The sequence below is a fragment of the Microbacterium pasadenense genome (assembly GCF_047246565.1).
Lineage (GTDB): Bacteria > Actinomycetota > Actinomycetes > Actinomycetales > Microbacteriaceae > Microbacterium.
Genome location: NZ_JBFOKN010000003.1, coordinates 40,673 through 54,269 on the forward strand (window position 1 = coordinate 40,673; position 13,597 = coordinate 54,269).

Here is a 13,597-nt window from a genome sequence, read left to right on the forward strand (position 1 = left end):
GCTCAGTTCCGGAGGGCCAGCCCGTCGGCCGTCTCGTCGAGCGGGAACAGCCGCGCGCGCTCGTTCGGGGTGTCGTTGGGGGAGTGCAGCGTGAGCTGAAGGCCGCCGGAGCGGTCGCGGAAGACCATGCCGTGGCCGCCGTCGGCAGACCAGAGCGGCTCGTCGGTCTGAACCCACGGGCCGTGCACCGAGCCGCTCTGCGACGTCGCGACGCCCATCGCGTATCCCGACGCGCCCCCGCTCGACCACAGCATGAGCAGGCGCCCGTCTGCCGTGCGGTGCAGGAACGGGCCGTCGGTGACGTACACCCGGTCGAACTCCGGACGGGGGATCGGCTGCGACCAGGGCGCGCTCGATGCGCGGAACAGCAGGAAGGGACGGCCGACCGCCGTGCGGAGGTCGTCGCTGAGCCGGACGGCGTGGATCTCGCCGTCGCCCACGTCCTTCCACTCGTGGCAGAACACGAGATAGGGGATGCCGTCCTCCACATGGAGCGTCCCGTCGAGGCACTCCCACTCGCGCGGTGTCAGCGGCCCATCCGACCAGGGCGTGTACGGGCCGGACGGCTCGTCGGCGCGGAGTACCTGCGTGCCGCGCGTCACGCCGTCGGCGGTGAAGGTGGCGAACAGGTAGAACGCGCCGCGGTACGGGTGCACTTCGGGCGCCCAGTACTGCGTGTGCGACCAGAAGTCCTCGGCGGGGCGGAAGGCCGCGATGGGTCCGTGCCACTCCACGAGGTCCTCGCTCCACCAGGTGTCGAAGCCCGTCGCGGGTCCGTCCCAGATGTTCTCGTCGGTGCTGCCGAAGAGCCAGGAGCGGCCGTCCCGCTCATCGACAAGGACGAACGGGTCGCGGATCTGGATGTCGTCGAGGCGAGGCATACCGGCCACTCTAAGGGAGAAGAGGGTCCGACAGAAAACGCTTTCTGACCGACCTGCGGCACGCCTGGCAGGATGGCGGCATGACCCCAGCGCGCACACTCCTCGTCGGGTACGGGCGGATCGCCGCAGGCGTGGCGACGGCGCTCGCCGCGAGCGGCGGTGAGGTGATCGGCGTGCGCCGCTCGCCGCCGGCGGGTGGCCAGGGCGTCCGGATGATCAGCGCCGATCTCGGCTCGGCCTTCCTGACGGGCCTTCCCCGCGTGGATGCCGTCGTGGTCACGCTGCCGCCGGGAGCTCACCCGGCGTTTCTCGCCGACGCGATGACGCACCTCGCCGGCGCGCTCCCGGACCCGCCGGCACGGACCGTCTTCGTCTCCTCGACGCGGGTCTTCGAGGGCTACGACGACGAACGGCCCCTCGACGAGGACGACGCGCCGCGCCCCGTCGGGGAGCGGGCGCACCAGCTCGTGGCCGGCGAGCGCCGGGCCGTCGAGCTCTTCGACGCCGTCGTCCTCCGGCCGGCCGGCATCTACGGTCCCGGCCGGGACCGGCTCATCCGGCAGGTCCTCGCCGGCACCCCCGTCGATCACGACCGCCGGACCAACCGCATCCACGAGGCTGACGTCGTCCGGGCCGTCGTCGCGCTCCTCGGCGCCGAGCAGGTGCCGCCCGTCCTCCACGCCGTCGACGGCCGGCCCGCGACCCTGGGCGAGGTCGTGACGTTCCTCGCCGGTCGGCTCGGCGTGCCGGTGCCTCCCCGCGGCGAGCCCGCCGGCCGGCGCGGCACGGTGCTCGACGGCCGGCGGCTGCGGGGCGTCGTCGGCGACCTCGCGTATCCGACCTTCGAGGACGGCTACACGGACCTGCTGTCCGCCCGCGGGCGATCCTGATCCCGGTGGCCGAGCCGGGCAGCCGGCGCCAGCCGCCGCTCGGTCAGGAGGAGCGGCCCGCGTCGCCCGGCGTCGTCCACCGCTCGGCGAGCGACTCCGATCCGCGGGCGAGGAGGGTCACGTCCGCGCCGACCAGGACGAACGACGCCCCCGCGTCCAGGTAGCCCTGCGCGGCACCGGGATCGAAGGCGTTCACCCCGACGGGAGTCCCCGTGCTCCGCACGGCCTCGAACGCGCGCAGCACCGCGGCGACGACGTCGGGGTGCGTCTGCCGGCCGAGCAGGCCCATGGACGCGGCGAGGTCGCTCGGACCGACGAAGACGCCGTCGACACCCTCGACCGCGGCGATCGCCGCCGCGTTCCGGACGCCCGCCGCCGTCTCGACCTGCACGAACAGGGAGACGTGCCGATCGGCGTCGGCGAGGTAGTCGTCGACGCGATTCCAGCGCGCGGACCGCGCGAGCGCCGATCCGACGCCGCGCACGCCCCGGGGCGGATAGCGGACGGCGCGGACGAGGTCCTCCGCCTGCGCGGCGGAGTCCACCATCGGCACGAGGATGTTCTGCGCGCCGAGGTCCAGCACCTGCTTGAGGACGACCGCGTCGCCGCTCGGGACGCGCACGACGGGGATGGCATCCGCCGCCGCGACCGCCTGCAGCTGCGCGAGCACCGACTCCAGCCCGTTGGCGGAGTGCTCCATGTCGATGAGGAGCCAGTCCAGCCCCGCATCCGCGCAGATCTCCGCGACCAGCGGCGATCCCGAGCACACCCACATGCCCGCGAGCGGACGGGATGCCCCCGCCAGCGCGTCTCGGAAGGTCGGCCTCAGACGAAACGACATTCGATCACCCCCATCGGACCGTAGTCGCAGCGCACCAGGTCGCCGCGCGACACCCACATCGGACGGGTGAACGATCCTGCCAGGATGATCTCACCCGCTTCGAGCCGGTCGCCGTGCGCGGCGACCTTGTTCGCCAGCCATGCCACCCCGGTCGCCGGGTGGCCGAGCACACCGGCGGCCACGCCCGTCTCCTCGATCTCGCCGTTGCGCGAGAGCACGCCCGGGACCCAGCGCAGGTCGATCTCGTCGGGGCGCCGCCGGTCGGCGCCGACGACCATCGCCCCGTAGGCGGCGTTGTCGCTGATCGTATCGACGATCGTCCGTCCCTCGAGCTCGATGTGCGAATTGAGCACTTCGAGGGCGGGCACGGCGTAGTCGATCGCGGCGAGGGCATCCTCGAGCGTGCAGTCCGGACCCGCCAGGGCCGCCCCGAGCACGAAGGCGAGCTCGACCTCGACGCGCACGTTCGAGAAGTGGTCGACGGGGATCTCGCCGCCGGATTCGTAGACGGTGTCGTCGAACATGACGCCGTAGTCCGGCTCGGTGATGCCCGTGGCCTGCTGCATGGCCTTCGACGTCAGGCCGATCTTGCGGCCCACGAGCCGGCGGCCCGACGCGATCATGCGGTCGCGCCAGACGCCCTGGATCGCGTAGGAGTCCTCGACGGTGGCCTGCGGGTACCGGGCCGTGATCCGCGGGATCACGCCGTGCGTCCGATCGGCCTCGGCCAGCTCGGCGGCGATCGCGGCGATCTCCTCGGGGGTGAGCGCGCTCACAGCTGGTTGCCCAGCTTGTACTCGCCCTTCTTCCAGTCCGGCATGGACTGCTCGCCGTCGTCCGGCCGGGTGTACGAGAACCCGTCCGCCCCGATCGTGACGGCCATCTCGGACGCGTCGGTGCGGGCGACCACCGGCTGCGGGTTGCCGTCGAGGTCGAGCACGAGCGAGGCCTCGGTGTACCAGGACGGCACGACCGGCGTGCCCCACCAGTCGCGGCGCTGGTTGTCGTGGACGTCCCAGGTGACGACCGGGTTGTCGGGGTCGCCGGTGTAGTAGTCCTGCGTGTAGATCTCGACGCGGTGGCCGTCCGGGTCGCGCAGGTACAAGTAGAACGCGTTCGAGACGCCGTGGCGGCCCGGCCCGCGCTCGATCGCGTCGGAGCGGCGCAGTGCGCCGAGCTTGTCGCAGATGGCCAGGATGTTGTGCTTCTCGTGCGTCGCGAACGCGACGTGGTGCATGCGCGGTCCGTCGCCGCCGGTCGTCGCGGTGTCGTGCACGGTCGGCTTGCGGCGCATCCAGGCCGCGTAGACGGTGCCCTCCTCGTCCTGGATGTCCTCCGTGACGCGGAAGCCGAGGTCCTGGTAGTGGCGCACGGCACGCGGCACGTCGGGCGTGACCTGGTTGAAGTGGTCGAGCCGCACGAGCTCCCCGGGACCCTGCAGGTCGTACCGCCAGGACAGCCGCTCGACGTGCTCGGCCTGGAAGAAGAACTCGTAGGGGAACCCGAGCGGGTCCTCGACGCGCACCGAGTCGCCGATGCCCTTCGTGAAGCCGTCCCGGCGGCGTTCGACGCGGCATCCGATCTCCTCGTAGAAGGCGACCGCCCGGTCGAGGTCCTCGGGCGTGCGGACGCGGTACGAGAAGGCGGCGACCGCGGCGACCGGGCCCCTGCGCAGCACGAGGTTGTGGTGGATGAACTCCTCCGCCGACCGCAGGTAGATCGCCTCGTCGTCCTCCTCGGTGACGTGCAGCCCGAGGATCTCGACGTAGAAGCGGCGGGATGCCGCCAGGTCCGTGACCACGAGGTCCATGTACGCGCATCGCAGGATGTCCGGTGCGGGGGAGGCCGGGGTGGCGACCGGGTTGTCGGAGCGGATCGGGGCTTCCTGGGAGACGGAGAAGCCGGATGACGTCTTCGTCATCGAGTCGCGGGAGGTCATGTCTGATTCCTTGTCTCAGTTCTCGGCCGATTCGACGGCGTCGGCGACGGCTCCGACGGGGGCGGGCGCGCCCTTGCCGAAGGTGGGGTTGTGGACCGCGCCGAGCGTGATGTGCACGGCCTGCTGGTCGGTGTAGAAGTCGATCGAGCGGTAGCCGCCCTCGTGGCCGAGGCCCGAGGCCTTCACGCCTCCGAAGGGCGTGCGCAGATCGCGCACGTTGTTGGAGTTGAGCCACACCATGCCCGCGTCGACGGACTGGGCGAAGGTGTGCGCGCGGGTGAGGTCGTTGGTCCACACGTAGGCGGCCAGGCCGTACTTCGTGTCGTTGGCGAGGTCGAGCGCCTGCTCGTCGCTGTCGAAGGGGGTGATCGCCACGACGGGGCCGAAGATCTCCTCCTGGAAGATGCGGGCGTCCGGCGCGACGTCGGCGAAGACCGTCGGTGCGACGAAGTTGCCGGCCTCGAAGCCCTCGGGCCGGCCGCCGCCGGCGACGAGGCGGCCCTCGCCCTTGCCGATCTCGACGTACCCCATCACCTTGTCGAAGTGCTCCGGGTGCACGAGCGCGCCGACCTCGGTGGCGGGGTCGTGCGGGTAGCCGACCCGCACGCGCTTCGCCTGCGCGGCATAGCGCTCGACGAACTCGTCGTAGACGCTCCGCTGGACGAGGATGCGGCTGCCGGCGGTGCAGCGCTCGCCGTTCAGGGAGAAGACGCCGAAGATCGTGGCGTCGACGGCGGCGTCGAGGTCGGCGTCGGCGAACACGATCGCCGGGCTCTTGCCGCCCAGCTCCATCGACAGGCCCTTGAGGAAGGGTGCGGCGTTCCCGAAGATGACCTGGCCGGTGCGGCTCTCGCCCGTGAACGAGATGAGCGGGACGTCGGGGTGTCGCACGAGCGCGTCGCCCGCCTCCTCGCCGAGGCCGTGCACGAGGTTGAAGACGCCCTGCGGGAGGCCCGCCTCCTCGAAGATCTCCGCCCACAGCGACGCCGACAGCGGCGTGAACTCGGCGGGCTTGAGGACGACCGTGTTGCCGGTGGCGAGCGCGGGGCCGAGCTTCCAGGACTCGAGCATGAAGGGCGTGTTCCACGGCGTGATGAGCCCGGCGACGCCGATGGGCTTGCGGTTCACGTAGTTGATCTGCCGGCCGGGCACCTTGAAGGTGTCGTCGGACTGCGCGACGACCAGGTCGGCGAAGAAGCGGAAGTTCTCCGCGGCACGGCGGGCCTGGCCGAGGGCCTGCGTGATCGGCAGGCCGCTGTCGAAGGACTCGAGCTCGGCGAGACGGGCGTCGCGCGACTCGACGATGTCGGCGATGCGGTGCATCACGCGCGACCGCTCGCGGGGGAGCAGCTTCGGCCAGGGCCCTTCGGTGAAGGCGCGGCGGGCGGCGGCGACGGCGAGGTCGACGTCGGCCTTCTTGCCGGCGGCGGCCTGGACGTAGACCTCGTTCGAGACCGGCTCGAGGACGTCGAAGGTGTCGCCGTCGGCCGAGTCGACGAACGCGCCGTCGATGTAGTGCTGGATGCGGGTCGGCAGGTCCGCCGGGACGTGGCGGCGGTCCAGGGCGGGGGTGGTGTCGGTCATGGTGTGCTCCTTCGCAGGATGGATCAGAAGGCGGGCAGGCCGAGGGCCTCGCCGGGATGCTCGTGGGTCATGTAGGCGTCGAGGGTCGTGACGCGGTGGCGGCGGGCGGCCTGCTCGATCTCGCCGAGGGGCGCGCTCGTCTCGATGAGGCGCAGGATGCCTTCGTGCTCGGCCACCGACTCCCGCGCGCGCCCCGGGACGAAGCTGAACGTCGAGTCGCGCAGGTGGCCGAGCCGTGCCCACTCCGCCTCGACGAGCTCGAGCATGCGGGGGTTGGCGCACTTCGCGAACAGGATCGCGTGGAACTGCTGGTTCAGGCCGGTGAAGGCGCGCGGATCGAAGTGCGCGAGCGTCTCGATCATCCGCTCGTTGATCGTCCGCGCGGCGCGGATGTCGTCGTCCGTGAGGCTGCGGGCGGAGAGCGCGGTCGCGGCGCCCTCGAGGAGCGACAGCGACTGCATGCTGAAGCGGTACTGCGAGTCGTCGACCATCGCGACGCGTGCGCCGACGTGGCGTTCGAAGGTCACGAGACCCTCGGCCTCGAGCTGGCGGATCGCCTCGCGCACGGGGACGACGCTCATGTCGAGCTCGCCGGCGATCGCACCGAGGACGAGCCGGTAGCCGGGCGTGAACTCCTGGTCCGTGATGCGCTCCCGGAGCCAGCGGTACGCGCGCTGCGACTTGCCGAGGGTGCCGGCGGGTTCGGTCGTCATGCGCGCGGACCCCGCTCCGCCTCGAAGCGCGCGCGCCACCGCGCGTTCATCGGGAACAGGCCGTCCACCGGATTCCCCTCGGCCACGCGCGCCGCGATCCAGGCGTCCTCGTCCTCCTGTGCGAGGGCCGCGTCCACCACCTCGGCGACGAGTGAGGGCGGGATCACGATGACGCCGTCCGCGTCGCCGACGATGACGTCGCCGGGCTGGACGGTCGTGCCGCCGCAGGCCACTGTGACGTCGCCCTCCCACGGCACGTGCTTGCGTCCGAGGACGGCGGGGTGGCCGCCGACGGTGTAGACGGGCAGCCCCACCGCGGCGACGGCCGCCACATCGCGGACTCCGCCGTCGGTGACGATGCCGGCCGCGCCCCGGGCGCGGGCCCGGATGGCGAGGACGTCGCCGAGCGTGCCGGAGCCGTGCTCGCCGCGGGCCTCGATGACGACGACCTCGCCTTCTCCCACCGCGTCGAAGACGCGCTTCTGGGCGTTGTAGCCGCCGCCGTGCGCCGCGAAGAGGTCCTCGCGGTTGGGCACGAAGCGGAGGGTCCGGGCGGTGCCGACGAGCTTGCGGTCGGGATGCAGCGGCGTGAGCCCGTCGATCGTGACGTTGTCCAGCCCGCGCTTGCGCAGCTGCTGCGACAGGCCCGCGACGGGAGCGGCGAGGAGCTTCTCCCGCAGGGCGGGGGTCAGGAACGATGCCGGTCCCGCCGCGGCCGGGAGTCCGGCCGCCTCACGCGAGCCCCAGGCCTCCTCGCGCTGCGCGTCGTCGACCGCGGGGAGCGACCCGAGCGTCGCATCGAAGCCGACATCGCCCTGCGTCACCGTCGTGACGAGTCGCCCGCTGGTGGCGCCGGTGGTGGGGGAGTCGACCTCCACCTCCACGACGTCGCCGGGGACGATGACGGACGAGCCGGCCGGCGTGCCGGTCAGGATGACGTCCCCGTCCTCGAGCGTGAAGTGCTGCGAGAGGTCCGCCACCAGCTGGGTGAGCGGGAACAGGAGGGCGTCGCTGCCGTCGTCCTGGGCGAGACGGCCGTTCACCCACGTGCGCACGCGCAGGCCCGCGGGGTCGACGGTGCGCGCGTCGATGAGGTCCGGCCCGAGGGGGGTGAACCCGTCGCCGCCCTTGGATCGGACGTTCGAGCCTTTGTCGTTCGCGCGGAGGTCGTACAGCCCGAGGTCGTTCGCCGCCGTCACGAACGCGACATGCCCCCATGCGTCGTCCTGCCCGACGCGGCGGGCGGGGGTGCCGATGACGAGCGCGATCTCCCCTTCGAAGGCGAGCAGCTCGGTTCCGGCCGGGCGCTCCACCGTTCCGCCGGAGACGCCGACGGAGCTCGACGGCTTGAAGAAGTAGGAGGGAGCCGCGGGAATGCGGCCGCGCTGCGCGGCGCGCGAGCGGTAGCTCAGATGGATCGCGATGATCTTCCCCGGCCGGTGGGGCAGCGCTCGGAATCCCGGCGTCGTGGCATCCGTGTCGGTCATGAGCTCCCTCGCTCTTGCGTCGTATCTCAAATCGTATATGATCGGCGTGCACCGGACAACCCGGAACGACGAAGACGTCGAGTGACACAGGAGTCATCATGAGCGCATCCCCCTCCGCGCCGCCGCCGAGCGGATTCACCCCCACCGGCACGATCGCGACCGCGGCGGACCGCCGCCGGGTCGTCTTCGCGACCGTCGTCGGAACCACCGTCGAGTGGTACGACTTCTTCATCTATGCGACCGCCGTGGGACTCGTCTTCGGGCAGCTGTTCTTCGCGCCGCTCGGCGACGACAGCCTCCTCATCGGTTTCGCGACCGTCGGCGTCAGCTTCCTCTTCCGCCCGCTCGGCGCGTTCCTGGCCGGCCACCTCGGCGACAAGTACGGCCGGAAGGTCGTCCTGATGTGGACTCTCATCCTCATGGGCGTCGCGACCGCGCTGATCGGCGTGCTCCCGTCCGCCGAGACGATCGGCCTCGCCGCGCCGATCCTGCTCGTGCTCCTCCGCATCCTGCAGGGCATCTCGGCCGGCGGCGAATGGGGCGGCGCGGTCCTCATGGCCGTCGAGCACGCGCCTAAGACGCGCCGCGGCGCGTTCGGCGCCTCGCCGCAGATCGGCGTCCCCCTCGGGCTTTTGCTCGCCTCGGGCGTCATGGCGCTGATGTCGGCGATCGCCCCCGGTGACCAGTTCCTCGAGTGGGGCTGGCGCGTGCCGTTCCTGCTCAGCGTCGTCCTCATCCTCATCGGCTGGTACGTGCGTCGCCGCGTCGAGGAGAGCCCCGTGTTCCTGGAGCTGGCCGAGCGCAAGGAGGGGGCGCAGATGCCCATCGTCCAGCTGTTCCGCCGGCACGCGCCGCTCGTGATCATCGCCGCACTCGTCTTCGCCGGCAACAACGCCGTCGGCTACATGACGACGGGCGGGTACATCCAGGGGTACGCGACCAACCCCGACGGCCCGCTCGCGCTCGAGCGGGGTCCCGTGCTCTGGGCCGTGACCGGGTCCGCCGTCACCTGGCTCCTCTCGACCCTCGCCGCGGGCTTCCTCTCCGACCGCATCGGCCGGCGGACGACCTACATCATCGGCTGGATCCTGCAGCTGGTGGGCGTCTTCGCCCTCTTCCCGCTCGTGAACAGCGGTGAAGTCGGGGTCCTGTTCCTGGGCCTCGCCCTCCTGACCCTCGGCCTCGGCTTCACGTACGGGCCGCAGGCAGCCCTCTACGCGGAGCTGTTCCCGGCATCCATCCGCTTCTCCGGCGTCTCTATCTCGTACGCCATCGGCGCGATCCTCGGCGGCGCCTTCGCCCCGACGATCGCGACGGCGCTCGTCCAGGCGTTCGGGTCGACGACTCCGGTGACCTGGTACCTCGCGGGCATGACGGTCCTCGGGCTCATCGCGACGCTGCTCCTGCGGGACCGCTCCGGCATCCCGCTCGACCCGGCGCACGAAGACCAGCAGGCGGTCAGCCCCGTGTACGGCATGTCCAAGGCCTGAGGAGTCGCCCATGCAGTTCCACCACCACGGCTACGTCTCGGGCGATCCCCGCGTCGCACCCGCCGCGGGGACCGGAGTCGACCGGCCCGCCGAGCTGCCCGATGAGACGGATGTGCTCATCGTCGGCTCCGGGCCGGCCGGCATGCTGCTGGCCGCCCAGCTCGCGCAGTTCCCGGCCGTCACGACGCGCCTCATCGAACGACGCGAGGGGCGCCTGGTGCTCGGCCAGGCCGACGGCATCCAGCCGCGGTCCGTCGAGACCTTCCAGGCGTTCGGCTTCGCGGAGCGGATCGTCGCCGAGGCCTACAACATCGCGTACATGAACTTCTGGGGACCCGATCCGGCCGATCCGGGGCGCATCATCCGGACCACCCGCACGGATGACTACGCGCTGAAGATCAGCGAGTTCCCCCACCTCATCGTCAACCAGGCACGCGTGCTGGACTACTTCGCCGAGGCAGCCGCCTCCGGTCCCGGCCGCATCACGCCCGACTACGGCGTGGAGTTCCTGGGACTCACCGTCGGGGACGAGGGCGAACACCCCGTCGAGGTGCGCGTGCGGCACGTGGCGGGGGACCGCGCCGGGCAGGAGCAGACGGTGCGGGCGCGGTACGTCGTCGGATGCGACGGCGCCCGGAGCGGCGTGCGCACGGCGATCGGCCGGGTCCACGTCGGCGACGCCTCGCTGCACGCGTGGGGCGTCATGGACGTCCTCGTCAACACGGACTTCCCGGACTGGCGGACCAAGTGCGCGATCAGCTCGGCGGCCGGGAACATCCTGCACATCCCGCGCGAAGGCGGGTACCTGAGCCGCATGTACATCGACCTCGGCGAGGTGGCCGCGGACGACAACCACCGGGTGCGGCAGACCCCCATCGAGGACGTCATCCGCCGCGCGAACGAGATCCTCGCGCCGTACACGATCGACGTCAAGGAGGTCGCCTGGCACAGCGTCTACGAGGTCGGTCACCGGGTGACCGACGGCTTCGACGACGTGCCCGAGGGCGTCGAGCGCGATCCGCGCGTCTTCCTCACCGGCGACGCCTGCCACACGCACAGCGCGAAGGCCGGCCAGGGGATGAACGTGTCGATGCAGGACGGCTTCAACCTGGGCTGGAAGCTCGGCCACGTCCTCTCCGGCCTGGCGGCGCCGGCGCTGCTGTCGACCTACGGGGCGGAGCGGATGCCGGTCGCGCAGCAGCTCATCGACTTCGACAAGGAGTGGTCGTCGCTGATGGCCCGCAAGCCCGACGAGATCACCGACGCACAGGACCTCGCGACGTACTACCTCGCGACGGCCGAGTTCCCCTCCGGGTTCATGACGCAGTACGGCGCCAGCGCCATCACGGCCGCCGGCGCCCATCAGGGGCTCGCGGCGGGCTTCCCGCTCGGCAAGCGGCTGAAGTCGGCCGAGGTCGTCCGGGTGGCCGACGGCAACGTCGTCCACCTCGGCCACCACGCCAAGGCCGACGGCCGCTGGCGGATCTATGCGTTCGCCGACGCCCCGGCTGCCGGCGAGCCGTCCGCGCTCGCCGACTGGGCGGACTGGCTCGGCTCCGCGGAGTCGCCCCTTCGGCGGCACACGCCGGCGGGAGCCGACGCCGACGCCGTGTTCGACGTGAAGGTCGTGTACCAGCAGGGGTTCGAGGACGTCGACATCTCCCGGGTGCCGGCCGTGTTCCGCCCGGTGTCGGGTCCCCTCGCCCTGATGGACTGGGAGAAGGTCTTCGCGTCGGGGCCCTCGACGTGGACCGGGGTCGACATCTTCGACGAGCGGGAGCTGTCCCGAGACGGGGTCGTGGTCGTCGTCCGGCCCGACCAGTACGTCGCGCACATCCTGCCGCTGACGGCGACCGCCGAGCTCGCCGACTTCTTCGCCGGGGCGCTGCTGCCCCAGCGCTGAGGCGGAGGCGTCAGGAGTTCACCCGGATGATCTCCTGCTGGTACGGCGCGATGACGGACGTCGAGATGCGGCAGTCGAGCAGCAGGAACGGGCGCTCGGCCGGCGGCGAGGCGGCCCAGCGCTGCAGCGCGTCCAGGTCGGCGAGGGTCCGCACCACGACGCCGTCCGCCCCGACCGCCCGCGCGAAGCCGGCGAAGTCCACGTCGGGGATCATCATGGGTGCGGTGGCCAGACCGAACAGGCCGTACAGGTTGACCTCTGCGCCGTAGGCCGCGTCGTTCCAGACGACGGCGAGTCCGCGGCCGCCCGCGACGCGCACGGCCGATTCGAGGTCGGCGAGGGCCATGAGGCCGCCGCCGTCGCCCGTCGTCAGGACGATCGTCGAGTCCGGCCGGGCCAGCGCCGCGCCGGGCACCGAGGGGAACCCGAGCCCGATCGACTGGTAGGCCGTGCCGATCATCATCATCCGGTCGGGTGCCGCGACCGGCCAGTACATGTTCGACCAGCCGAGGAAGTGTCCGCCGTCCGAGACGACGACGCGGTCCTCGGGAAGGAGTTCGCCGATCCGGCGTGCCACCGAGCGGGGATCGAGCCGGCCGTCCGCGGCGAACTCCGTGCCCGGCTCGTAGACCCGCAGCGCGGGCACGTCGAGCGACTCCCGCCACCCGGACGGGGCCGAGCCGATGCGCGCCACCTCGTCGGCGAGGGCGGATGCCACGAGGTCCGCGTCGCCGCGGATGAAGCCCCCCACGTGCGGATGGGTGGCGGTCGGGGCGATGTCCACCTGCACCACCCGCGTGGCCGGGGCGAAGAGCTCCCCGAAGCGCATCGTGAACTGATTGAGCGAGGCGCCGAACACGACCGCGACGTCGGCGGTGCGTATGAGCTCCATCGCGGGCTCGGCGCCGAAGCCGCCCGTGACGCCGAGGTCGTACTCGGCGCGGGGGAACACCCCGCGGCCGAGCGCGGTGGACGCGGTGATCGCGCCGGTCGCGTCGGCGAGGCGCCCGAGGGCGTCGCTCGCCCCTGCCAGCCAGGCGCCGCGACCGGCGAGCAGCAGCGGGCGCTCCGCGCGGGCCAGGGCGGCGGCGAGCTCCCCGATCGCGGCCTGCGCGAAGGGTGCGGGGGCGAGCGGCAGCGGCACGACCGGTTCCGGGGCGGAAGGGACCGGGCCCGCGTCGAGCTTGGCGACGTCGTAGGGGATGGCGAGGACCGTCGGCACGCGGTAGGTGAGCGCGTGCTCGACCGCGATGGCGGTCGTGGCCGCGGCATCCGCCCGCCCGACGGTGTACGTCCGCGCCCCGACCGCGGACGCCAGCGCGATCTGGTCGACGTCCCACGGCCGCGGTCCCGACGTGGGCTCGTCGCCGACGACGAGGATGAGCGGGACGCGGGCGAGGACCGACTCGGCGAGCGCGGTCAGGGTGTTCGTGAACCCCGCCCCATAGGTCGCGGTGGCGGCCGCGAGGCCGCCGCCGGCGCGGTGGTAGGCGTCCGCGGCCACGACGCCGCCGGCCTCATGGCGGACGGCGGTGAAGGAGACGTCGGTGGAGCGCTCGAGGGCGTCGAGGAAGTACGCGTTGCCGTTGCCCATCACCCCGAAGACGGAGTCGATGTGGCGGGCGAGGGTCGAGGCGACGTGGGCGGAGACGGTGGGCACGGGAGGCTCCTGCGGAGGACAGTGACGGATGGATGCCGTATGTGTCTCGCGCGCCGCGTCGATGCGCGTCGGCTGCGTGCCCCTTTTCCGAGCACCGGCGGTCGTTGCCGGACAGCACGAGTATAGGCGCGGCATTAGCGGCTGGGTGGACCGCGGTCAAGACGTCGTCGCGACGATCCGGCGGGAGTAGAAATATCCCCGCAGACGCG

At 72.1% G+C, this 13,597-nt stretch carries 11 protein-coding genes; 3 read left to right on the forward strand and 8 right to left on the reverse strand.

The window, feature by feature from the left end:
* Nucleotides 1–2: 2 nt before the first annotated feature.
* Entirely contained in the window at nt 3–881 is an 879-nt protein-coding gene (locus AB3M83_RS10785; RefSeq protein WP_412947952.1) for a glycoside hydrolase family 43 protein, read from the reverse strand.
* Between the two features lie 80 nt (nt 882–961).
* Between AB3M83_RS10785 and AB3M83_RS10790 the strand changes: the two genes are divergently transcribed.
* The gene (locus AB3M83_RS10790) at nt 962–1,771 is read left to right on the forward strand and encodes a Rossmann-fold NAD(P)-binding domain-containing protein (RefSeq protein ID WP_412947954.1); all 810 of its coding nucleotides are present in this window, start codon (nt 962–964) and stop codon (nt 1,769–1,771) included.
* A 43-nt stretch (nt 1,772–1,814) separates the two neighbouring features.
* Here AB3M83_RS10790 and AB3M83_RS10795 read toward each other — a convergent pair whose 3' ends face one another.
* The 6 genes from AB3M83_RS10795 to AB3M83_RS10820 are packed head-to-tail and all read right to left on the reverse strand — an operon-like array spanning nt 1,815 to nt 8,335.
* Nucleotides 1,815–2,612: an HpcH/HpaI aldolase family protein gene (locus AB3M83_RS10795; protein WP_412947956.1), complete on the reverse strand. Its 798-nt coding sequence runs from the start codon at nt 2,610–2,612 to the stop codon at nt 1,815–1,817.
* On the reverse strand, nt 2,597–3,388 hold the full coding sequence (locus tag AB3M83_RS10800; protein WP_412947958.1) for a 2-keto-4-pentenoate hydratase: 792 nt from the start codon (nt 3,386–3,388) through the stop codon (nt 2,597–2,599). The genes AB3M83_RS10795 and AB3M83_RS10800 overlap by 16 nt, the downstream gene beginning before the upstream one ends.
* Entirely contained in the window at nt 3,385–4,551 is a 1,167-nt protein-coding gene (gene hpaD / locus AB3M83_RS10805) for a 3,4-dihydroxyphenylacetate 2,3-dioxygenase (RefSeq protein WP_412947960.1), read from the reverse strand. Before hpaD ends, AB3M83_RS10800 begins: the two co-directional genes overlap by 4 nt.
* 15 nt (nt 4,552–4,566) lie before the next feature.
* On the reverse strand, nt 4,567–6,135 hold the full coding sequence (gene hpaE, locus AB3M83_RS10810; protein WP_412947961.1) for a 5-carboxymethyl-2-hydroxymuconate semialdehyde dehydrogenase: 1,569 nt from the start codon (nt 6,133–6,135) through the stop codon (nt 4,567–4,569).
* 23 nt (nt 6,136–6,158) lie between these two features.
* On the reverse strand, nt 6,159–6,848 hold the full coding sequence (locus tag AB3M83_RS10815) for a GntR family transcriptional regulator (protein ID WP_412947963.1): 690 nt from the start codon (nt 6,846–6,848) through the stop codon (nt 6,159–6,161).
* Nucleotides 6,845–8,335: a fumarylacetoacetate hydrolase family protein gene (locus AB3M83_RS10820; protein WP_412947964.1), complete on the reverse strand. Its 1,491-nt coding sequence runs from the start codon at nt 8,333–8,335 to the stop codon at nt 6,845–6,847. The genes AB3M83_RS10815 and AB3M83_RS10820 overlap by 4 nt, the downstream gene beginning before the upstream one ends.
* A gap of 98 nt (nt 8,336–8,433) precedes the next feature.
* On the opposite strand from AB3M83_RS10820, the gene AB3M83_RS10825 reads away from it, so the two are divergent.
* Nucleotides 8,434–9,825, forward strand: coding sequence for an MFS transporter (locus AB3M83_RS10825; protein WP_412947966.1), 1,392 nt, complete (start codon nt 8,434–8,436; stop codon nt 9,823–9,825).
* A gap of 10 nt (nt 9,826–9,835) precedes the next feature.
* Entirely contained in the window at nt 9,836–11,728 is a 1,893-nt protein-coding gene (locus AB3M83_RS10830) for an FAD-dependent monooxygenase (RefSeq protein WP_412947968.1), read from the forward strand.
* A 10-nt stretch (nt 11,729–11,738) separates the two neighbouring features.
* Here AB3M83_RS10830 and AB3M83_RS10835 read toward each other — a convergent pair whose 3' ends face one another.
* The gene (locus AB3M83_RS10835; protein ID WP_412947970.1) at nt 11,739–13,388 is read right to left on the reverse strand and encodes a thiamine pyrophosphate-binding protein; all 1,650 of its coding nucleotides are present in this window, start codon (nt 13,386–13,388) and stop codon (nt 11,739–11,741) included.
* Nucleotides 13,389–13,597: the final 209 nt, after the last annotated feature.

Bases quoted from the DNA above. Each gene is read 5' to 3' on its own strand.
- AB3M83_RS10785 (WP_412947952.1), bottom strand. From the start codon at position 881: ATGCCTCGCCTCGACGACATCCAGATCCGCGACCCGTTCGTCCTTGTC.
- AB3M83_RS10790 (WP_412947954.1), top strand. From the start codon at position 962: ATGACCCCAGCGCGCACACTCCTCGTCGGGTACGGGCGGATCGCCGCA.
- AB3M83_RS10795 (WP_412947956.1), bottom strand. From the start codon at position 2,612: ATGTCGTTTCGTCTGAGGCCGACCTTCCGAGACGCGCTGGCGGGGGCA.
- hpaD (WP_412947960.1), bottom strand. From the start codon at position 4,551: ATGACCTCCCGCGACTCGATGACGAAGACGTCATCCGGCTTCTCCGTC.
- hpaE (WP_412947961.1), bottom strand. From the start codon at position 6,135: ATGACCGACACCACCCCCGCCCTGGACCGCCGCCACGTCCCGGCGGAC.
- AB3M83_RS10815 (WP_412947963.1), bottom strand. From the start codon at position 6,848: ATGACGACCGAACCCGCCGGCACCCTCGGCAAGTCGCAGCGCGCGTAC.
- AB3M83_RS10820 (WP_412947964.1), bottom strand. From the start codon at position 8,335: ATGACCGACACGGATGCCACGACGCCGGGATTCCGAGCGCTGCCCCAC.
- AB3M83_RS10825 (WP_412947966.1), top strand. From the start codon at position 8,434: ATGAGCGCATCCCCCTCCGCGCCGCCGCCGAGCGGATTCACCCCCACC.
- AB3M83_RS10830 (WP_412947968.1), top strand. From the start codon at position 9,836: ATGCAGTTCCACCACCACGGCTACGTCTCGGGCGATCCCCGCGTCGCA.